This window comes from Fannyhessea vaginae DSM 15829 (assembly GCF_000159235.2).
Lineage (GTDB): Bacteria > Actinomycetota > Coriobacteriia > Coriobacteriales > Atopobiaceae > Fannyhessea > Fannyhessea vaginae.
Genome location: NZ_ACGK02000001.1, coordinates 52,452 through 74,169 on the forward strand (window position 1 = coordinate 52,452; position 21,718 = coordinate 74,169).

Consider the following 21,718-nt stretch of genomic DNA (forward strand, 5'->3'; position numbering starts at 1 on the left):
ACTTAGATATTCTATCATGCAAATTATATATATATCAATAAATAATCACAATAACGAGTGCAACCGTTGCGTGAGAGCAACCATTACGCAGATATCATACATCTATACGTATGATTCAGATAATGAAGGACAACCCAGATATACCACGCGGTTACCTATTTATGAGAATCAAGCACATCAAAGCGATTGATACGCATTAAAATTTGTTCAATATCCAAAATTGACCAGATATGAAATACATAATGTGTATCCTCGTGATACGTATTGGTGTCAACACTTTGCGATACATCATGAGTTGCCGCTGACTTAGTATTGGTGATCGCATCTTGCGTGTGATGAGCGAGCTTGTTTTGAGCTTGATTGCTTATCTCTTCTTGTTCGTATGTACATTTCTTGGGATCTTGTAGGAACTTACTTGCGGATACATAATCAGAATGGTTTTGAGACGAGCAAAACGCAACGCGGATACTTTGCTGCGTGGCAAAGAAATACGCAGGCGTCCATTTCATTGCGGTAATTTTTTCGTACGCAACTATAAAGGATTTACCAAAAAATGGCGTAATACACATTTGTGTATCATAGGTTGCAATGCAATAACGGCTTAATAGCACCCAAATAGCCGCGCATGTAAGCGAAAATGCAGAAAAAAATACCGTCACGGTTATCGAATCAAACGCAATACTACCAGTTGCGCACAAACAACCAAGGACAATTCCCATGAACGAACTACAAATGGACGCATATGCAACAACTTGCAACAATGCAGGAGAAACCGAATAGGTATCATGGTGTGCGTGATGTCGCTCGGCAAGATCGTTTGAACGCTCCCACATGCGCCATACAACAAAAAGAGGAACGCACACAAGTATTATAAACATAACTTCAAATACCATTTCGTCGTCACCTCTGCTGACGTTCTAAACACCAAACCTAGATACAATGAGCCTGTTTTTTGAGTACACGGTACGCGAGCTTACCATTAAGGCACTGCAAAGCGCAAAGCTTATGTACAGACATTTGTATCAGCACAAAATCAGCTTAACCGAAGATGCACAGGCGTCATACAACAGTTACGTATATGGACGTGTATTGCCTGCAGATGGTTATCGAGTGCTACAACGAATCAAACAATATTTTTATCAGAAAAGAAATGAGCGCACACTTAAAAGCATATATTCCTACGCAAGCAATTTAAAGTAAAGAACTAAACCACGCAATAAGCGGAACAAAAATAATGGGCAAAAACGCAGCAGGCAGCATATTTGCAACCTTAAACTTTCCAACTTTCATAAGGTTAAAGCCCACAACAATTAAAAGAAGCGAACCAGATGCAACAACATTATTAATGACCTCAGGACTTAAATATGGACTCACAATATGAGCCAGAACGCTTAAGCATCCTTCATAAATGAACACGCTCAACGCACAAAACGGCACGCCTTTGCCCATAGAGGCACCAAACGCAAAACAGGAAATCATATCAATAAAGCCCTTTGCCAGAAGCGTTGAATGGTCAAGTTGCATACCGCTTTGCAGCGAACCAATAATAGCCATAGCACCCGTACAGGTAAACACGCTTGCACAAATAAAGCCCGAAGAAAAGGAAGTGTGAGCACATGAGTCGTCTTCGCTCCTAGTTGCGTTTGTTTGTGCTTTACCAGAAAATTTTTGAGCAAGACGCGCAAGTGATTCCTGCATAATATTGGCAAAATGTGTAATTTTTGAATCTATATTGAGCGCAAATCCAATTAAAAAACCAAAGCCCATAGAAAGCGTTATAACGCAAATATCGCTGTGATACCCAATCATTCCTTGTATGCCCAGCAAAATACAAACAAGACCTTGACCGATCAGCAAGAACTCCCCTAGATCACGTGATACATGACGGCGAAAAATAAGCCCTAAAATGCCTCCTGCACATGCAAGAATTGCATCAACAAGCGCTCCTGTAAGTATCATGTATCAACGCTCCTTTCTTATGATGCCTTTGTGCCGCGGCACCTCAAGGCCAATAAAAAACACGCATGAACTAATCAGTACGTGTTTGTTTGCATATGATAGCGTTTAACCTCGTGTTATGAGGCGTCATCCACAATATCTTGATATTCGGGGTGCTTTGCAAACCATGATTTTGCATAACTACACGAAAGCTTTGCACGATTGCCCGAATCCTTAATATATGCCGCTGCGCGACCCATAAGCCTGCCTGCAAAGCCAAGGCCACGGTCATTAGGGCTTACATATGTTTCTACAATATCAATTACACCATCTTGTGGATCGCTCATGCGTACGCGACCTTTAACGTCGCCAGTATCACCCAAAAAAAGAACTTCATTTGGAGTAGTTTGAAAAACCATGGTCAACTCCTTCTTACGCGTTTATAGTTCATCGTTATCTCTTGTCAAGTATGAACGCAAATTACCTAGAAATAAAAATTACACGATAAATAAACGAAAAAAATGAGGGATACTCATGTTTTCGCGTCTTTTCTCGATCTCTTATACAAATAGATGTATATTAATACCAGCTATGCTGTGTATTTGAGAATTATAAACGCAAACCGTAAGACAATCGAATCATTTACTTTATATAGTTTTGATATATTGTTACACTTCAAAGACACATGCCAAATCATCGAAACTTTTTTAAGAAAAATAGTTATTCTGATATACAAACAGAAGGGAGTGCACATGAGTGATTTTGTATTGAGCTGCTGCTCAACAGTTGACTTAACAAAAGAGTATCTTGCTAAGCGTTCGATTAACTGCATTTATTTTAATTACGAGCTTGATGGCGTTGCGTTCAAAGATGATTTTGGCGCTTCTAACTCTAGTCATGAAATTTTTGAACGTATGCTTAAAGGTGCTGATGCAAAAACTTCGTGCGTGTCTACTGGAGCATACATTCAATCATGGACTCCTTTTTTAGAAGAAGGCAAAGACATTGTCCATGTATGCCTTTCTTCTGCGGTTTCGGGGACCTACAACGCTGCATGTACCGCGCAAGAAGAGCTCCAACAACGTTTTCCTGCGCGCCGCATTGAAGTTATTGATTCGCTCAACGCATCCGCTGGATTTGGGCTCTTAGTAGATAAGCTTGCCGACTTGCGCGATGAAGGCATGGATGCAAAGGAAGTTTCTGAGTGGGCACAAAAGAATCGCCTAAACATACAAGCTTGGTTTTTTACCTCGGATTTGCGCTTTTTCATAAAAGGCGGACGCGTATCAAAAACAGCTGGTGCTATCGGCGGCTTGCTTAAAATCTGTCCTATTCTTGCCATTTCTCAAACAGGCGCGCTTGAAGTTGTAGAAAAGGTGCGTACAAAAAATCGCGCTATAAAACGCCTCATCGACATAATAAAAGCAACCATTCCTAACCCTCAAGAAATCTGTGGCAAGGTGTTTTTAAGCAATTCTGATTGCGAGACAGACGCGCTTGAACTTGCGTCACAGATACAAAACGCTTTTCCATCGCTTGAGCCTAGCTCTATTCAAAATTTTGAAATTGGAGCCACTATCGGCTGTCATACCGGACCTGGAACTGTTGCCGTATTTTACTGGGGAAAAGAAAGAGCAGTTTCCTCAAAACAATAAGCAAGTGCATAGTTCTCTATGCACCACCTTAATTCTCTATACACCGCTTTAAGCTTTCTTTTGCTTTACTGTGGCAAATGATAAAACTGCTCGTACAAATCAAGTTGATGCGCGTCATGAGCACTTGTTGCAAACGTCACACACCCACGCTCAATTTGATCGTTCAGCAGATCTCTATCCTGCAAAACATCACGTACATGATGAGCAACTCCTGCGGCACCATCAAAGCACACGGGATTTCCCAAGATTGATACAATGCGATCTTTTACAAAAGGATAATGCGTACACCCCAAAACTACCGCATCAACGGAGCCAATATAGGGAGCCAATATAGTTCGCAAATCGTTATCTAAATCGGGCGCATCAAGATTTCCCTGCTCAATTCTATGCGCCAAACCATCGCATGCCAAAGCGGAAATCTTTACGTTGGCACTGTTACATGCGCACATACGATCACGAAGCTGATGGAATTTTTCCATGCGCAGCGTCACAGGCGTTGCCAATACCAAAATATGTTTATAGATATGTGCGTCACACGCCTGTTTAAGAGCAGGTTCTATGCCAATCAGCGGAAGTTGAGGATACATTGTGCGCAGCTTATGCGCAGCAACGGCAGTTGCCGTATTACATGCAATTACTACGGCCTTTGCTCCTTTGCAGACCATGTTATCTACAATGGCTTTTGACAGATCAAAAATATCATCAGCACTACGCGCCCCATAAGGATTATGACCAGTATCTCCAAAATAAAAGAAATCTTCGTGGGGAAGCTGGCTCACCAGCTTCTTAAGAACACTGATTCCACCTAATCCCGAATCAAAAACGCCTATAAAACCCTGACGATTGCTCATACTTTCACCTTATATCCATTACGCAGGCTCGCACGTATATAAATTATTACACAAGTATAAGGCACAATAAGCTGCAATTAAAGAGTTTACACGCTTATTACGATTGCCAACTTGAGTATTGCGGTTGTCATCTCGTATAAAATAAAGGTTGACCACCTTAAAGAAACGATATCTAAAGCGCTCATTGTCGCTAGGTCACTCAACAAAATTGCAACGTCTTCTCAGCACGGCTACACTATACTGTACGCAATAAGCTATTCGTTTTGAAAGCAGGATTTATGTCTGGTGGTTCTTATAAAGCAAAGCAACTTATTATCATGCGCAAAGATCTTCATATGCGAAAAGGAAAAATCGCAGCTCAAGCTAGTCATGCAAGCGTAGAAGCCGTGCTTATGGCTTTGGCTCATAATGAACGACAATCAGATATAACACTGAATGACGAGCATACATACGCCTATCTTGCACCGCAAACGCATGAAACCTATTCCGATGATATAACTCCTCTTGATGCGTGGTTTGAAGCAGGCGTCGCAAAAATTTGTGTATACGTTTCTTCAGAAGACGAGTTGTTGCGCATTGTTGATAAAGGAAGACAAAGCGGCTTTCTAGTAGCTTTAATTAAGGATGCTGGACTTACCGAGTTTCACGGTGAAGCAACCTACACTTGCTGCGCGTTTGAGCCGCTTTTTCCCGAACAAATTGATCCTATAACTGCCGATTTACCACTCTACTGATCTACACGCCATAATCGCGTGCGAACAGTACAAAACGGCTAAAATTCGGCGTTACCAACGGTGCGCGGATGAGGCAAAACATCGCGGATGTTGTCAACGCCCGTTAAGTACATTACAAGACGCTCAAAACCTAAACCAAAGCCAGCGTGATGGCACGAACCATACTTGCGCAAATCGCAATAGTAAGCATACTGCTTAGGATCCATGCCCAGGTCTTTAATGCGTTGTTCCAAACGATCAAGGCGCTCCTCACGCTGAGATCCGCCGATAATTTCGCCAATACCGGGAACCAAACAATCTGCAGCAGCAACGGTTTTATCGTCATCATTCATGCGCATATAAAATGCTTTAATTTCCGCAGGATAGTCGGTAACAAATGTTGGCTTTTTAAAATGCTCTTCAGTAAGATAGCGTTCATGCTCGGTTTGCAAGTCAACACCCCACGAAACAGGATAGGTAAAATCATGACCTTGAGCTTGAGCTTCCTGCAAAATAGAAATAGCATCCGTATAACTTACGCGCGCAAAATCTGAGTGTGCAACATGCTCTAAGCGAGCCTGCAAACCCTTGTCTACAAACTTGTTAAACAGCTCCATCTCATACGGGCAAGCGTCCATAACATAGGAAATCACATATTTAAGCATAGCCTCGGCGCAATCCATATACCCTTTAAGATCACAAAACGCCATCTCGGGCTCTACCATCCAAAATTCTGCAGCATGACGGCGCGTATTAGAGTTTTCTGCTCTAAATGTTGGACCAAACGTGTAGACATCACCAAAACTCATAGCAAAGTTTTCGGCCTCAAGCTGACCCGACACTGTTAAGCTCGTAGGCGCACCAAAGAAATCTTGACTGTAATCAACCGCACCATCTTTCATAGGAACATGAGCTAAATCAAAGGTAGTGACTTTGAACATCTCGCCTGCACCCTCGGCATCAGACGAGGTAATAATAGGCGTATGGACATACACAAAGCCGCGTTCTTGAAAAAACTTATGAATTGCAAAAGCTGCGGTAGAGCGAACACGAAATACCGCACGGAACAAATTAGTACGAGCACGTAAATGCTGCTGCGTACGTAAAAACTCACGAGAAGCGCGTTTCTTTTGCATGGGGTAATCAGGATCGGAGGTGCCTTCAACCATAATGGTTTTTGCTTGAAGCTCAAAAGGTTGAGGACGCGAGGGCGTAAGCTCAAGCGTTCCTGTTACAATAAGCGCCGCACCCATGTTCTGAGCAGCTATTTCGGCATAATTTTGAAGCGTTTCGCGTTGCATAACAACCTGAAGGTCTCTAAAGCAGCTTCCATCATTTATGGTAACAAAACCAAAATTCTTCATATCACGAACAGAGCGCAGCCATCCGGCAACAACTACTTCGGTCTTATCAAACGAATCCATATCATCATAAATGGCTGCAATTTTGGTTCTATCCATATATGTATCTCCTCGTGGTACAGCGCGCCTACGTTGGTTTTATCGCTTACAATACATGTAATTCTATATCAAAACGACGCTCAATTTTTCCAAAGTAATAAATCTTTATCTTTACAATGGTTTTTCTCAAAAAAACCTCCCGCCACAGCGGAAGGTTTACATGATTGCGTATGCTTAATATGCTACATAGCCTCTTTTGTTACATGGTAGGCGTTTATTTGAAGCCTTACGCTTTATAAGGTTCAAGCGCTTGCAGAACAAAAGCGTTTGCTTTCTCGCACAACTCATCGGTAGGAGCTTCAGCCAAAACACGAATAAGTGGCTCTGTTCCACTTGCACGCACCAACACACGACCATTGCCCTCTAAAAATTCCTGCGCTTTATGAATAGCTGCTGTTACGTCCTTAGCTTCCATAACTGCTTTTTTATCAGCAACATGAACATTGATAAGCTGCTGCGGATAACGGACAACAGGGCGCGCAAGTTCGGAGAGTTTTTCGCGCTCGGCATTGAGAACTTCCATTACGCGCAAACTGGTCATAATTCCATCGCCTGTTTTCTCAAGATCAGAGAAAATCACATGACCCGATTGCTCGCCACCTAACGAGAAACCGCCCTTCATCATAGCAGCCCATACGTTTTTATCGCCAACGTCAGTTTTTACATAAGAAATACCTGCGTCATCAAATGCTTTAAACAGGCCAAAATTACTCATAACGGTAGGCACAATGGTATTTTTAGCTAAACGACCGTGCTTAGCCAGATACGTACCGCAAATATACAGAATAAGGTCTCCATCAATAACGTGACCTCGCTCGTCCACAGCCAAGCATCTATCTGCATCACCATCGTAGGCAAAGCCCACATCAAGATGGTTACGTAAGACAAGATCCTGGAGGCGCTCGATATGAGTAGATCCACAATCAACGTTAATATTAAAGCCACTCGGCGCGTTGTTGATAACATGCGTTTCTGCGCCCATAGCGTCGAATACAGGACGTGCAACACTTGACGCAGCACCATTGGCACAGTCCAAACCAACGCGCCAACCTTGCATTGAGAATCCACACGATGCAATAAGGTGCGCAATATAGCGATTTCTTCCCTGCATATAATCTACGGTGCAGCCAATTTTATCCCCTGTTGCCAGTGGAACATCACTTGCGCCATCAATATAGGCCTCAACCTGCAATAAGACGTCTTCGTCCATCTTATAACCCTCGGAATTTACCAGCTTAATGCCGTTATCATCAAAGGGATTATGCGAGGCTGTAATCATAATTCCGCAGTCAAAACCACCATCAAGCACCTCATAGGAAAGTCCCGGGGTTGGAATAACATGCAAAATATAAGTATCTGCACCTGAAGCAACAAGACCCGAGACAAGCGCACTTTCAAACATGTAGCTTGAGCGTCGTGTATCTTTTCCTAACAGAATGCGCGCTTTTTTACCTTCGCGCAAGCCGTAATACCAGCCGATAAATCTACCTATTTTAAAAGCATGATCAACACGTAAGCCTTCGTTGGCTTTACCTCTAAAACCATCTGTTCCAAAGTACTTCATTCGTAGTACCCCTTCTATATTGCAGTGCATGAATCCAACGTTATGTCTCGATAAGCGGCTCATACATAAAAGCTTATACAGACACAAAAGTTGTTACTTATTATAAACCGATTGACGCATTATTGCGAAAAGCGCACACATCACAGATGTTTTATGTATAAGCCGCTTACACACGGACTTGTTACAAAAAAAGAACTTGCCTGCATACCAGACAAGTTCTGTAATACACATATGTGTATAAAATTAACGCTTTGAGAATTGCGGGCGTTTACGAGCCTTCTTTAGACCGTATTTCTTACGCTCAACAGCACGTGAGTCACGAGTAAGCAAACCTGCTTTTTTAAGATCTGCACGATACTCGCCTGCTTCAAGAAGTGCACGAGCAATACCCAAACGAAGCGCACCAGACTGACCATTAATGCCGCCGCCGTCACACAAAGCAACAACATCAAAGCGATTAACAGTATCGGTTACGCGAAATGGTGCAAGAGCATTGTCAAGCAATTGGTGGCGACCAAAGTACAAGCCAGCATCGCGACCATTTACCAAGATTTTACCAGTTCCAGGAATTAAACGAACACGGGCAGTAGCCTCTTTACGGCGGCCAGTGCCGGTGTATACAGCGCTTGTATCAGCCATGTGCTATGCCTCCAAATCAATCTTTTGTGGGTTCTGTGCAGTATGAGGATGCTCAGCACCTGCATACACCTTAAGCTTGGTAGCTTGTTTGCGTCCAAGGGTACCCTTTGGAAGCATGCCTTTAACAGCGTGTTCAATAACGCGTTCAGGATGTTTTTCCATAGCCTCGGCAAAAGACTCAAACTTAATGCCGCCAAGGAATCCAGAGTGACGCCAGTAAGTTTTCTCTGCCGCTTTATTGCCAGTCAGCTGAACTTTAGCAGCGTTAATGATAACAACAAAGTCTCCAGTATCAGCATTAGGTGTGTACTGAGGCTTGTTTTTGCCACGAAGAATCATCGCAGCTTTGGTCGCAAGACGACCGAGTGTTGCGCCATCTGCATCGATGAGCACCCATTTGCGCTCTACTTCGCCTGCTTTGGCGTAATGAGTCGATTTAGTCACTTGACTCCTCCAGTTATTACGATAAACCGCTTATCCTTTTGAGATTACGGGGCTCAGTGGTAAGCCTTAAAAGTATACGTCATTTTTATTTGTTTATGTTGGCTGAACCTTCGCATTGCTAAGCCGTTCAAATTTTATACACAAAAACCTCACGCAACTGCGGTGCATACATATGCGCGGCTCATAATGCCTATCTCTTATAAGCGCCAATCGATTGGCTCGACGCCTTGAGAAGCCAAAAAAGCATTCGCCTTTGAAAACGGCCTTGAGCCCATAAAAGCTGGACAGGCGGCAGTACCTTTGTACGCAGAAAGCGGACTGGGATGTGTAGACCTTAGAACACATACGTGTTGAGGCTGTATGGCGCGCATGGCGTCTTGTGTAATGCGATACGCAAAACTTCCCCAGCACATAAGTACTTTGGGTTGCCCAAAACGCAATGCAACGCGCAAAATTTCCTGAGTTACCATATCCCAGCCCAATTTTTGGTGACTATTTGCCTTATGAGCCTCAACGCTCAGTGTAGCATTAAGAAGAAGCACGCCTGCGCGCGCCCATGGTGTTAAATCACCTGTTGTTGGAATATCTATTCCCAAATCATCGTGCATTTCAATAAATATATTGCGAAGCGAAGGCGGAATTTTGGTGGGAGCGTCTACCGAAAATGCAAGCCCATTAGCTTGATGTGGCTCATGGTAGGGATCTTGTCCAATGATAATTGCCTTCACCTTATCGGGGGGCGTGAGCTTAAGAGCGTTATATATCTTGTCGCGCGGAGGATACACCGTTTTGTGCTCTTGTTCGACAAGTGTTGTTATAAGGTGATTCATTGTATGCACTTGTTCGCGTGACTCACGAGACATATAAGGAAACCATTTTTTTGAATTCTGCAAAGAGTCAGTTGGTGCATTTTCAAACTGTACAGGCATGTTGCGCTCACCTTATAACACAAAATTGTATACGTATTGATATGTAACAGATACATTATGAGATATACCTAAATGATACCAATTTTTTATGCTTGGTACAAAACCTGCTTTTTATTACGTGCCTACATTAGGCCACGTATAAATTATAACTTCATATGCCCGTGAGTGGTGCTATCGCATTCCTATATTTTTTTGAATACAAATTGATTGTGTTCAGAGATTTTTTCATATTTTACATGAACTTTAGAATGATAATTGCAGTACAATTGATACGTGAATGCATAAGCTTTTTCAGCATACTTTATACAATATAGGATTATATGGACGTTATGGTATAAAGAGTATACTATGGTGTGTGATATAGCCAGCTGTACCAGACAGCTCATAAGCTACGCGCACAAGGAGCTACACAGGCACGTGTCTATATGGCAATAATATGTATTTCATCCAACTGGCGGGTGCAGCATTACGGAAAGGCCGTCACATGAAAATACCCAAATATTCATTGGTAAAAGACACCCTAAAGGCCGAAATCACTACTGGTAATTTTTCTGTCGGTCAAAAGTTCTACACCGAAGCTGAGCTTATTCACAAGTTTAATGTTTCATCCATTACGGTTGTACGCGCGCTCAGTGATCTTGTACGAGAAGGTTATCTTGTCCGTCATCAAGGACGGGGGACTTTTATTTCACAAGCACCACAACGCAAGAATGAGAAGCTTGTCCACATCATCAATCAAAGTATTACAAACGAAGTGTCTGCAGTTGTGTATGTGCAACGCAACTCAAATCATAAGATTCTCTCCGAGCTTGATTTAAACGATGATAATTATTGCATCGCAATCGCACGAACTCATTCAGTTAACGATATGACTTTTGAATATCAAGAAAATTATTTGGTAAAAGAATTGATCGATGAACACAGCGACAAAAATAAATACACTCAACTTTACGACTACATAAGCGCAAATAAACGCATTTGTTTACGTGATGAGCCTTACGAACAAAGTATCTGCATTGAGGTTCCTGCCGAAAAACATGTAGCAGATATTTTAGGCTTGCACGAAGGCGAAGTATGCGTTAAACAGATAAGAAAAACAAGTTCTTCTATCACCGGAAAGCCTCTTGAGTATTCCTTAAGCTTTATACGCTGCGAGTTCTTCAAAGTTTCTATCACCAATCGATAGTACAAACATGATTATTGAGCGTCTTTGAGATTTTATAAGGTGTTTTTAACGTCAAAAGTTATTGCAAGAGCTTTTTCTGATTAATTATTGCAAAACATTGCACCAGTTAAACACGGTAATTAACACTTTTGCACACTTAGCGCGATTAACAAAAAACAGTCCATACATGCTCCTGCGTTTGTGCAGGTAAACAGGTATGAACTGTATCATTTTTAATGGTGGAGGTGCGGAGAATCGAACTCCGGTCCAACGCAAATTCCTGGCAGGTGTCTCCAAGCTCAGTTGTCAATTAAATTTAAAACATACACCACTTAACAACAGGCGATGTATGTTCGATTCTGTTCAATCTTAAACATAAGCATACAGTCCACGTCTTATGTTGCATCTTCCTAAAATGACGACGCCCTAAAAACGGAAGCAATTCTTAGTTTGTCGGCTGCTTGTATAAATTAAGCAGCAAGAGCAAGCTTACGCTCACTCTTGAAAGGAATAACATTGTCAATTAAATTTGACAGTACCCCTGATTAACGTGGCGAGGAGACCACGGCTTGCTGCCCACCTCAAACTTACCCTGTCGAATCCAGTCACCCCCAAAATGCATGCACAACACATCATTTAGAGCAATCAAAAAACATGTGTGCCGAGGCTTTGTGAGATCTAAAGGAAAAATACGCAAAATTCATGCGCGTAAAGCACATATCCACCAACTGTCAAAGAACACCATCTATAAAGATATGTAATAAGTATAGCTAATAATGAACGTTGTACAAACTGCAGAGAAAAATATCATGTAAGCACAGGTAGAAAAACTACATGACACTGTCTATAAACAACAGCTTATAACGCAGCGTTTCCAAGCGTCTCCAAGCATTAGCAGTAAAGCACAGACACAAGAGGTTTATACCACAGTTTATGCAAAACGCTCACGCGTGCGGGCTTTTAACACTCTTTGAATCTCACGATCAGAATCGCGCTTTGCAGCAGCGGCGCGCTTATCGTACATTTTCTTTCCTCTACCAACCGCAACTTTAACTTTTACGCGATTGCGTTCGTTAAAATAAATTTCAAGTGGAACCAACGACACGCCTTTTGTCTGAACACGCCGCGCAATCGATAAAATTTGCTTTTTGTGCATCAGAAGGCGACGTCTTCTATCAGGGTCAATATTCCAAACGCCCCCGTGAGAGTATGGATGAATGTGCAAGCCCACTAAATATAATTCGTTATTTCTTACGATACAAAAACAGTCGGTCAACTGACAGCTACGCTCGCGCAAGCTTTTTACTTCTACGCCAGTAAGCTCAATACCTGCTTCTTCGGCATTGTCTAAATCATAATCATGATAAGCGCTACGATTTTTAGCAATAAGATGAAAAGTTGCCTGCTTACGCGCGCCCTTATGTGGCTGCTGCTGAACTATCTGCTTCATGCATACATCCTTAATTCTGCTCAGATTTGGCGTTTTGGCGAAGTTCATCGAGAAGTTTATACACCATATCTTCGCCTACCAAATGAACTGCTCTAAGCGTTAGATTAGTAGCCTCATGGTCGTCACCGTGTTTGCGCTGAATTTCAGCCGCGGTAAGCAGACATAACACAATATCGGCATTGGCTCCATCGGGGAGCTGATTTTGCTCCAAGAGTTCATGTGCTTGAGCGTCGCTAAGTCTGTCTGCGTCTAAATCAGTATCGGCAACCTCGTGAATGAGTGCGCATACTCTACCATCGCGTGCATCAAGCTTTTTAATCACATGCGTAAGCGAAGCGGCTACGTCGGTATCGCCTTTATCACGGTACAGCGCAACAAAATTGCAAAATGCGCGTGCAAGATGATCAACATAACTTGCACGCTCCAAAACAGAATAGCTAAGAGCTAGGTACTCATCGTGATTACCCAAAAGACGATACACGTCTGCTAAATTAAGGCGCGCAGCACAATCCAAAGGATTCCAGCGAACGGCCTGCTTAAGCGCCTCACGTGCCAACTCCTTATTATCTTTATGAGCATACGCAAGCGCTAAATCGGCATACATACGCGAGAAAGGCTCAGACACATCATGAATGGTACGTGGGTCATTTTCAAGACGCGCATACGCCAAATGTTCAAATATGTCATTAAAGGAAAACCACTGATCGTGAGCAGACGCTTCGCAATTTGCTGCAATATAGCTTTCTGCATCATCGGCAAGACTATGCAAGAGCTCTAACGCTTGATCGTCTTCCCCTTGGCACAAAAGGCTTTCAGCAACCAATAATTCATCTGCCAAATTGGATTGGTTTATATCGATAAATGACACAGACTCACTCCCATATACGCCTACACCTTAAGATAGCGTCTCATTGCAATAATAGAACCAAACATACCAATTAAAAGACCGATAAGAATTAAAGCACCATATGTTGCAAGCAGCACTTCCAAAGAAAGCTCAAAGGTTAAAAATTGCAAGCTTGATTGCAATTTTGGAATAACAAGTAACAAGCCAGTTTGCAAAACTGCAATGCTTAACAGTGCACCAATAAATGCTTCAAGCATACCTTCTAGCATAAAAGGCCCGCGAATAAAGCCGTTGGACGCACCAACAAGACGCATAATAGCAATCTCACGACGACGAGCAGAAATTGCCAGACGAATGGTGTTATTAATAAAGATAAATGCAATAAAAGCAAGCATAACAATAAGAGCAATTGCACCAATACGTAAATAATTTGTTACGCTAAATAGACGCTCAACTGTTTCACGTCCGTATTGTACCGATGAAGATGGCTTATCAGCGTCATCAGCAACTTTTTTGAATAACGTGTCTTCAACCAGTGTTGACGCAATGTCTTCGACACTTTGTGGATTAGTTAAATTAATAACCAACGAAGCTGGCACGGGATTTTCTCCATCCAAAGCAGCTACTGCGTCGGCAGCATTTCTGTTGCTCATGGTTTGCTTATATTCAGCTAAAGCTTCCTCTTTGCTTTTATACGTTACAGTTTTTACACTATCCCAGCCTTCAATTTTCTTTTTAAGCGCACTCACGTCGCTTTGATCTGCATTGTCAGACAAAAATGCCTGTATGGTTACTTGATTTTCAACGGTACCAACCATATTTGCCACAAAAGCAGAGGCAATGGTAAACAAACCAATTACAAACAGTGATAAAAATATGGTGATTATAGCGCCAAGGACGGTAGACCAGTTGCGTCTAAAATGTCTTCCTACCTCGCGAAATGAATAACCTAAATTAGAGAGCACCATAAAAACCGTAGCCTCCCTTCTCTTGATCGCGAACAACTTGACCTGCTTCAAGCGCTATTACACGCTTGCGCATAGAATCAACCATCTCGCGGTCATGCGTTGCCATAACAACGGTGGTACCTGCATGATTAATACGGTCAAGTAGTTTCATAATGCCCAGCGAAATGGCCGGGTCAAGATTACCTGTAGGCTCATCGCACACCAAAAGTGGTGGTCTATTTACCATAGCGCGTGCTACAGACACACGTTGTTGCTCACCACCAGAGAGCTGATCGGGATAGTGAGACATTTTTTCACCCAAGCCAACAAGACGTAAAACCTCGGGGACTTGTGCTCGAATAATAGACTTTGGCTTTCCGATGCACTCAAGCGCGAATGCAACGTTTTCGTAAACTGTTTTATCTGGTAAAAGCTTAAAGTCTTGATATACCGTACCAATTTGGCGGCGTAAATAGGGAACTTTCCAGTTGCGCATAACAGTTAAATCGTGACCCGCAACAATAACTTTACCCTTGGTCGCGCGAAGCTCACGCGTTAAAAGCTTTAAAAACGTTGACTTTCCCGAACCTGAATGCCCTACCACAAACGCAAACTCTCCTGGGTAAATATCGAGCGTGACATGGCTTAATGCTGGTTTATCTTTTTGAGCAGGGTAAACAAGTGTCACATCTCTTAGTGCAATTGTTGGTTTTCCAGCTTTTGCAACTGCAGGTTCATCAGTATGAGAAAGAGGCGCAAAAACCTGCGTAAACCCGTTTTGCGGATTTTCAGCTTGATTATGTACTTGAGTATTTCCCTCTAAACTCTGCTGCACACTTTGATGAGACATAGGAATATTTTGTACCTGTGTCTCTTGAGCTGTCTGCATGTTAAGGTTCTCATGCTGCATTTGTTCTTCGTGTATGACGGGCAGTGGCTGACTTTGTTGAAGCTGCTCGGACGAAGCATTGGTCATTTGATTGCTGTACTGGTTTTGATCAACCCGTACATCAGTTTCGCCGCTTTGTTCACTGCCACGAAAGTGGTTTGCCACAGAAGCTCCTTAATCTAGTAAATTTATAGATACCTGTGTTTATTCTAACAAAATTATGAAATATATTCCAACAGTGCACACTATTGGTCGAACAAAAAAGCGCGCAAGATCGGGACAAAATCTTGCGCGCTACGAGGAACTTTAATGGATAGGCGTATAAATGAACAAAACATGCATACGCTGCGATACTTAAATCTGACTTACTTGTACAAAAACGTCTTATGCATTCTTCACTTTTTCCCAGTCATGAGCGAAGCTGGCAAGGCCTTGGTCGGTAAGAGGATGGTGCACACACTTCTTAAGCGCTGCGAACGGAATCGTAGCAATATCTGCACCTAAAAGCGCTGCTTGTGCAACGTGATACGGCGTACGAACTGAAGCGGTAATAATTTCGGGGCCGCCTTCTTCTTCCCAGTACCCGTATGAATAATTTTTAACTGCATCAACAACATTTGCAAGCTGGTCAATTCCGTCTTCTGCAACATCATCAAAACGGCCAACAAACGGAGAAATATAACGTGCACCCGCGCGAGCTGCAAGAAGTGCTTGTGTAACACTAAAAATAAGCGTCATGTTTACACGAATACCGCAAGCTGCAAGCTCATGGGTTGCCGGCAAAGAAGCCTCACAAATAGGCAACTTAACGCAGATATTAGGAGCAAGCGCACTTAAACGTTTACCGTCGGCAATCATTTCTTCGGTAGTAGTTGCACACGACTCAGCCGATACTGGCACATCTTTTCCTACGATCTCACAGATTTTTTTCATGTGGTCTTCAAAGTCAGATAGTTTTCCTCCAGTTTTTGCATACAAACTTGGATTCGTGGTAACGCCAGACAATACACCCCACTGAGCAGTTTCGCGAATTTCGTCTAAATTAGCGGTATCAATAAAGAATTTCATACGTTGCTCCTTCTGTCAGCTTGTGCAATCTTTGTGCACCTAAGAGTTATTGTACAAAAGTCGTACCGTGCAAACACGCAATTTGTGCTCGTTTTCGCTCGATGGTATCTTTATTAGGTTAAACGTTTTATCATTTGCAAAAAATAAGCACGTGTACACAAAACCAACAAACGATTGCAACAAGTTATACAAATAGTGCGTGATCTTTTAAGGCATATAAACAGCTCGATAGCCAAACGCGCGCGTAAACCGTGCCGCTGTTAGTAGCTTTACGAAGACGAAATTTGACCAAAACCTTCACCAAAGGCCTCATGCACCTCTGAGACAATCACAATGGCTTCGGCATCAATTTGTGCCACAATTTGTTTAAGTCGCAAACTTTCTGCACGCGAAAGCACGCACATAAGCATGGGCTTATTATTGCCGCTCCATACGCCGCGTGCCTGCAGCTCGGTGCAGCCTCTACCCAAGGTGTATAGAATCTCGTTGGCAATCTGGGCATGTCGATCAGAGATAATATATGCAACACGCGATGTATTAGGGCCGTCTACCACGGCATCGATAACCTTGCCCGTGATATACATTGCGATTGTTGCGTAGAGCGCGTTGCGCACAGAAAACACTGGTACCGACGCCAATACAATAGCGCCATCTACAATAATGGTAAGCGTTCCCAGCGCAATACCAGTATGTTTTGCCAACAACTGACAAATTATATCCGTGCCGCCCGTATTGCCACCCGACCTAAATACAATACCGATTCCTACACCTACAATTACGCCGCCCCAAATGGACGCAAGCAGTAATTCATCAGCAGCAAGATGTGGGACAAGCGGTGCAAACAAGTCGGTAAAAAAACCGGATACTAAGATACCAAAGATACTTCGAGCAACATATGTCCAATCGTGAGTAGTAACAACCACAAACACCAATAATGCCACGTTCATCAAAATTGTTTGTAAACCAACAGGGGCTATAATTCCAAGCTCCGCTGCAACGGCAGAAAGAATGGTCGCTAAACCCGTGAGACCACCTGCAGCCAAACCGTTTGGAATTTCAAAGATGTCAACGCCAAGCGCATAAATAGCGGAGCCCAAAATAACTAAAAAACTCTCTGTTAGCACACGGCGCCACGAAATATCAGAAAGCATGTTATCCCCTCCGCTCACTTGCCCATCTATGATAGGCAATAATAAATTGGTCCAAATCCCCCTCTTGTAAAACCGCGTCAACGTTTCCCGTTTCAACTTGGGTACGCGTGTCTTTTACCAGTTGAAAAGGATATAAAATATAATTTCTAATCTGATTACCCCAAGAGATGTCGTGTTTAGGGCCACGCAAATCGTCAAGCTCTTCCTCACGACGTTGTTTTTCGAGCTCATACAACTTACTACGTAGAATTTGCATAGCAGCAGCCTTGTTTTGCAGCTGGCTGCGCTCATTTTGGCACGTTACTACTATTCCAGTTGGAATATGGGTAATCCTCACCGCAGAATCTGTGGTATTAACACCTTGACCACCAGGACCAGATGCATGATATACATCAATTCTTATATCTTGGGTGTCAATCTGTACTTCAATAGTCTGAGGAAGCACAGGTAAAACTTCAACACCCGCGAAGGTAGTTTGCCGACGCTTTTTTGCATCGGTAGGAGAAATACGCACAAGGCGGTGCACCCCTTGCTCGGCACGCAGCATACCATAGGCGTTCTTACCCGTTACGGTAAACGTTGCGCGATCAATACCGATAACCTCACCTACCGGTGCGTCGTTAATATCAACGGTCCATGATTTGCGCTCGCAATAGTGAAGGTACATCTTAAAGAGCATGTCGCACCAATCCTGCGCCTCAAGACCGCCTTGACCTGGCGTTATTGTAACAATGGCCGCACCTGTATCAAATTCGTCATTAAACCAGGTATTAAGCTCTAAGTTATCAAGGACATTAGTGAGTTTGTTTGCAAGTCGTTTTGCTTCAATAAGCATTTCGTCGTCTTGCGAGGATGTATCTGCAAGCTCAAAAGCCGCCTGCACATCGAGTAGGAGCTTATAAGCGCTGTCATACTGATTAAGCTTTTCTTTAAGCGCGCCAAGCTGCGCCATAACTTCAGTGGCATGCGCGGCGTCATTCCAAAACGTGGTCTCGCCTGCTTGTACCGTAAGTTTATCTACATGCGAGCGAAGTTCATTTATATGCAGATACATACCAACTTGTTCACAGCGTTGTTCAAGTTCGTGTAATTGAGACGCAGTAAAATTCTCAGCATATACGTCGTTCATTACCTGTTCCTGCCGTGACAATTCTTAAACTTAAGGCCACTGCCACAAGGGCATTCTTCGTTTCGTCCAACATGCGCATAAGGATCCTGGTCGCTTTTTCGATACGGAGCAGGTTTCCCATCAGCATGTGGGCTTTCTAAATCTCTAAAATGTTTAGGGCCATGGTCACCATCTACATCTTGAGGTCCAGAGTAACGCGCAGCTTCAAGATTGGTATTCTCGTGAGGAGCAGGAGAAGCCATAAGCTCAATGTGTAAAATAGTACGCAAAAAGTCCTCGTACATAGTATTAACTAACTCGGTAAACGCTGCAAATGCCTCTGTCTTATATTCAACAAGTGGATCTCTTTGACCAAAACCGCGCAGGCCAATACCCGTCTTTAAGTAATCCATTTCCTGCAGATATGCCATCCATCGCGTATCAATAACACGAAGCATAACCTGCGCTGAAAGCTCTTTCATAATGTCATCGGAAAGCCGCTCAGATTTTTCGCGATAGCAATCCTCAACAAAGTCATAGACAAAATCGACCAGTTCATCATAGGATCCAGAATCTGGCAAATTAGGGACTTCTTCATTACCAGTAAGATCAATCATCCACTTTTTAAGACCTTCCAAATCCCAATCATCGGGGTCAAGATCTTGAGAACAAAAATGCGTAGTAAAACGTTCAACAGTATCCTGCGTTACTTCATGAATGTGCGCAACTAAATCTTTTCCATCCAAAATTTTATTGCGTTCTTCATAAATTACTTGACGTTGTGTGTTCATAACATCATCGTAATCAAGAACATTCTTACGCATAGCAAAGTTAATCTCTTCAACCTTGCGCTGGGCACCTTCTACTGCTTTGGTAACCAATTTTGCTTTAATGGGCATGTCATCAGGCATTTGATATTTTTCCATAAGACCTGCAATACGATCCATACGATCACCGCCAAAAAGACGCATAAGATCGTCATCAAGCGAAAGATAAAATTGCGTTACACCAGGGTCGCCTTGACGGCCAGAACGTCCGCGAAGCTGATTATCAATACGTCTGCTTTCATGACGCTCTGTTCCGATAACGCATAATCCGCCTGCGGCTAAAACTTCTTTCTTTTCTCGTTCACACACACTCTTAGCGCGAATTTTAAATTCGTTAAATATAGGTTCATCTACCTCATCGGGATTCAGCCCTTGCTCGCGCATAAATTCACGCGCAAGCTCATCGGGATTTCCACCCAAAAGAATATCAGTACCACGACCTGCCATATTTGTTGCAATAGTAACGGCGCCCTCACGACCAGCTTGAGCAACAATTTGCGCTTCACGCTCATGGAATTTTGCATTTAACACTTCGTGCTTAATCCCACGTTTATCCAATATCCTAGAGAGTCTCTCAGAACTCTCAATAGAAACAGTACCAACCAAACACGGCTGTCCTTTTGCATGGCGTTTAATAACGTCTTGCGCAACCGCGTTAAATTTTGCATCCACCGTTCTGTACACAAGGTCATCAAGATCACGACGTTGAACAGGGCGATTGGTGGGAATAGCCTGTACGGGAAGATGATAAATTTCTCTAAACTCAGCATCCTCAGTCATAGCAGTTCCTGTCATACCTGACAATTTGTCATATAAACGGAAATAGTTTTGAAGGGTAATGGTTGCAAGCGTTTGATTTTCTTCACGAACATACACGCCCTCTTTTGCTTCAATAGCTTGATGAAGACCTTCTGAATAACGGCGTCCTTCCATAATACGACCAGTAAATTCATCAACAATTTTTACTTCACCATCTGCAACAACATATTGTTGGTCACGATGGAACATATACTGAGCTTTAAGTGCTTGCTGCAAGTGATTAACCAGCTGTCCACTCATATCGGCATAGATGTTATCTATGCCCAAGCGCGTTTCAATCTTTTTCAAGCCTGTATCTGTAGCCGCTATGGTATGTTTTGCCTCATCCATATCAAAATCAAGTTCGGGCTTAAGATCACGAACCGCGCGCGCAAAATCTTTATAGGTAGTTGCCGACTTAGTGCCCGCACCCGAAATAATAAGTGGCGTGCGTGCCTCATCAATTAAAATTGAGTCAACCTCATCAACAATTGCAAAATAATGACCACGCTGAACACGCTGTGAAGCCTGCGTAACCATATTGTCACGTAGATAATCAAAACCAAATTCAGAGTTAGTACCATACGTAACGTCCGCGCTATATGATGGCTTCTTATCAGAAAGTTGCATACCATTTTGAAGTAATCCAACCTTCATACCCATAAAGTTATAAATTTGCGCCATTTGCTGGCTATCGCGTCGTGCAAGGTAGTCGTTAACAGTAACAATATGAACGCCCTTTTCGGGTATAGCATTAAGATAACCAGCTAATGTTGAAACAAGGGTTTTACCTTCACCTGTTCTCATTTCTGCAATAGTACCATGATGGAGTGCAATACCTCCGATGACCTGAACGTCAAAATGGCGCATGCCCAAAACACGACGCGATGCCTCTCGTACCGCCGCAAAAGCCTCGGGCAACAGCTCGTCAAGCGTTTCGCCCTGGCTAAAACGCTCTTTGAACTCTTGAGTTTTATGCTGAAGTTGCTCATCACTCAAAGCCTGTATAGCTTCTTCCTGTTCATTTACTAATTGAGCAATTTGTTGAAATTCTTTTAATTGCTTATCAGCCCCTCGAGAAAGAAGGCGTGAAAATAAATTCGGCATGTTAATCCTTTTGTACCATCAAAGAAAGCAAACTTTTACATGTAATCTTTATTATTCTAGCAATTAAATCTCTTTATGCACATCTCGGCAGATACCGCACGTTCTCGTCTTGTAAAACTGCGCGCAATCACCACAAAATGCACGATAACACTTTGTCTTTGATAAGCT

At 42.8% G+C, this 21,718-nt stretch carries 20 protein-coding genes and 1 other RNA gene; 3 read left to right on the forward strand and 18 right to left on the reverse strand.

What is annotated here, in order from left to right:
* Positions 1-155: 155 nt before the first annotated feature.
* The 3 genes from HMPREF0091_RS00195 to HMPREF0091_RS00210 form a co-directional block, all read right to left on the reverse strand.
* Complete coding sequence (locus HMPREF0091_RS00195) at positions 156-893, reverse strand: hypothetical protein (protein WP_006302148.1); 738 nt, start codon at positions 891-893, stop codon at positions 156-158.
* A 298-nt stretch (positions 894-1,191) separates the two neighbouring features.
* Positions 1,192-1,959: a DUF554 domain-containing protein gene (locus tag HMPREF0091_RS00205; protein WP_006302150.1), complete on the reverse strand. Its 768-nt coding sequence runs from the start codon at positions 1,957-1,959 to the stop codon at positions 1,192-1,194.
* Between the two features lie 116 nt (positions 1,960-2,075).
* Complete coding sequence (locus HMPREF0091_RS00210; protein ID WP_006302151.1) at positions 2,076-2,357, reverse strand: GNAT family N-acetyltransferase; 282 nt, start codon at positions 2,355-2,357, stop codon at positions 2,076-2,078.
* 333 nt (positions 2,358-2,690) lie between these two features.
* On the opposite strand from HMPREF0091_RS00210, the gene HMPREF0091_RS00215 reads away from it, so the two are divergent.
* Positions 2,691-3,593, forward strand: a complete 903-nt coding sequence (locus HMPREF0091_RS00215) for a DegV family protein (RefSeq protein ID WP_010241103.1) — start codon at positions 2,691-2,693, stop codon at positions 3,591-3,593.
* 65 nt (positions 3,594-3,658) lie between these two features.
* Here HMPREF0091_RS00215 and murI read toward each other — a convergent pair whose 3' ends face one another.
* Positions 3,659-4,444, reverse strand: a complete 786-nt coding sequence (gene murI, locus HMPREF0091_RS00220) for a glutamate racemase (protein WP_006302153.1) — start codon at positions 4,442-4,444, stop codon at positions 3,659-3,661.
* Between the two features lie 278 nt (positions 4,445-4,722).
* Here murI and HMPREF0091_RS00225 point away from each other — a divergent pair, with 278 nt between their 5' ends.
* The gene (locus tag HMPREF0091_RS00225; protein ID WP_006302154.1) at positions 4,723-5,178 is read left to right on the forward strand and encodes an aminoacyl-tRNA hydrolase; all 456 of its coding nucleotides are present in this window, start codon (positions 4,723-4,725) and stop codon (positions 5,176-5,178) included.
* Positions 5,179-5,216: 38 nt separating this feature from the next.
* Here HMPREF0091_RS00225 and asnS read toward each other — a convergent pair whose 3' ends face one another.
* The 5 genes from asnS to HMPREF0091_RS00250 all read right to left on the reverse strand — a co-directional run bounded on the left by asnS (position 5,217) and on the right by HMPREF0091_RS00250 (position 10,193).
* Positions 5,217-6,617, reverse strand: a complete 1,401-nt coding sequence (asnS, locus tag HMPREF0091_RS00230; protein WP_006302155.1) for an asparagine--tRNA ligase — start codon at positions 6,615-6,617, stop codon at positions 5,217-5,219.
* Positions 6,618-6,843: 226 nt separating this feature from the next.
* Entirely contained in the window at positions 6,844-8,181 is a 1,338-nt protein-coding gene (gene glmM, locus HMPREF0091_RS00235; protein WP_006302156.1) for a phosphoglucosamine mutase, read from the reverse strand.
* Between the two features lie 243 nt (positions 8,182-8,424).
* Positions 8,425-8,820 (reverse strand): 30S ribosomal protein S9, encoded by a 396-nt coding sequence (gene rpsI, locus HMPREF0091_RS00240; protein WP_006302157.1) that lies wholly within the window; start codon positions 8,818-8,820, stop codon positions 8,425-8,427.
* A gap of 3 nt (positions 8,821-8,823) precedes the next feature.
* A complete protein-coding gene (gene rplM / locus HMPREF0091_RS00245) occupies positions 8,824-9,264 on the reverse strand; it encodes a 50S ribosomal protein L13 (protein WP_006302158.1) in 441 nt (146 codons plus the stop codon).
* A gap of 197 nt (positions 9,265-9,461) precedes the next feature.
* Positions 9,462-10,193: a uracil-DNA glycosylase gene (locus tag HMPREF0091_RS00250; RefSeq protein ID WP_006302159.1), complete on the reverse strand. Its 732-nt coding sequence runs from the start codon at positions 10,191-10,193 to the stop codon at positions 9,462-9,464.
* A 484-nt stretch (positions 10,194-10,677) separates the two neighbouring features.
* Here HMPREF0091_RS00250 and HMPREF0091_RS00255 point away from each other — a divergent pair, with 484 nt between their 5' ends.
* On the forward strand, positions 10,678-11,379 hold the full coding sequence (locus HMPREF0091_RS00255; protein WP_010241324.1) for a GntR family transcriptional regulator: 702 nt from the start codon (positions 10,678-10,680) through the stop codon (positions 11,377-11,379).
* A 216-nt stretch (positions 11,380-11,595) separates the two neighbouring features.
* Here the strand turns inward: HMPREF0091_RS00255 and ssrA are convergent.
* The 9 genes from ssrA to secA form a co-directional block, all read right to left on the reverse strand.
* Positions 11,596-11,971: a transfer-messenger RNA gene (gene ssrA / locus HMPREF0091_RS06145) on the reverse strand.
* 318 nt (positions 11,972-12,289) lie between these two features.
* Complete coding sequence (smpB, locus tag HMPREF0091_RS00260; protein WP_006302162.1) at positions 12,290-12,808, reverse strand: SsrA-binding protein SmpB; 519 nt, start codon at positions 12,806-12,808, stop codon at positions 12,290-12,292.
* Positions 12,809-12,818: 10 nt separating this feature from the next.
* Positions 12,819-13,676, reverse strand: a complete 858-nt coding sequence (locus tag HMPREF0091_RS00265; RefSeq protein WP_006302163.1) for a tetratricopeptide repeat protein — start codon at positions 13,674-13,676, stop codon at positions 12,819-12,821.
* Positions 13,677-13,696: 20 nt separating this feature from the next.
* A complete protein-coding gene (ftsX, locus tag HMPREF0091_RS00270; protein ID WP_006302164.1) occupies positions 13,697-14,623 on the reverse strand; it encodes a permease-like cell division protein FtsX in 927 nt (308 codons plus the stop codon).
* Positions 14,610-15,656, reverse strand: a complete 1,047-nt coding sequence (gene ftsE, locus HMPREF0091_RS00275) for a cell division ATP-binding protein FtsE (protein WP_006302165.1) — start codon at positions 15,654-15,656, stop codon at positions 14,610-14,612. Before ftsE ends, ftsX begins: the two co-directional genes overlap by 14 nt.
* A gap of 219 nt (positions 15,657-15,875) precedes the next feature.
* Positions 15,876-16,559 carry a transaldolase family protein gene (locus HMPREF0091_RS00280; RefSeq protein ID WP_006302166.1) on the reverse strand — a complete coding sequence of 228 codons (684 nt, stop codon included), beginning with the start codon at positions 16,557-16,559 and terminating at the stop codon, positions 15,876-15,878.
* A 269-nt stretch (positions 16,560-16,828) separates the two neighbouring features.
* The gene (locus HMPREF0091_RS00285) at positions 16,829-17,710 is read right to left on the reverse strand and encodes a YitT family protein (RefSeq protein WP_006302168.1); all 882 of its coding nucleotides are present in this window, start codon (positions 17,708-17,710) and stop codon (positions 16,829-16,831) included.
* Between the two features lies 1 nt (position 17,711).
* Positions 17,712-18,839 (reverse strand): peptide chain release factor 2, encoded by a 1,128-nt coding sequence (gene prfB / locus HMPREF0091_RS00290; protein ID WP_006302169.1) that lies wholly within the window; start codon positions 18,837-18,839, stop codon positions 17,712-17,714.
* Positions 18,839-21,550, reverse strand: a complete 2,712-nt coding sequence (gene secA, locus HMPREF0091_RS00295; RefSeq protein ID WP_006302170.1) for a preprotein translocase subunit SecA — start codon at positions 21,548-21,550, stop codon at positions 18,839-18,841. Before secA ends, prfB begins: the two co-directional genes overlap by 1 nt.
* Positions 21,551-21,718: the final 168 nt, after the last annotated feature.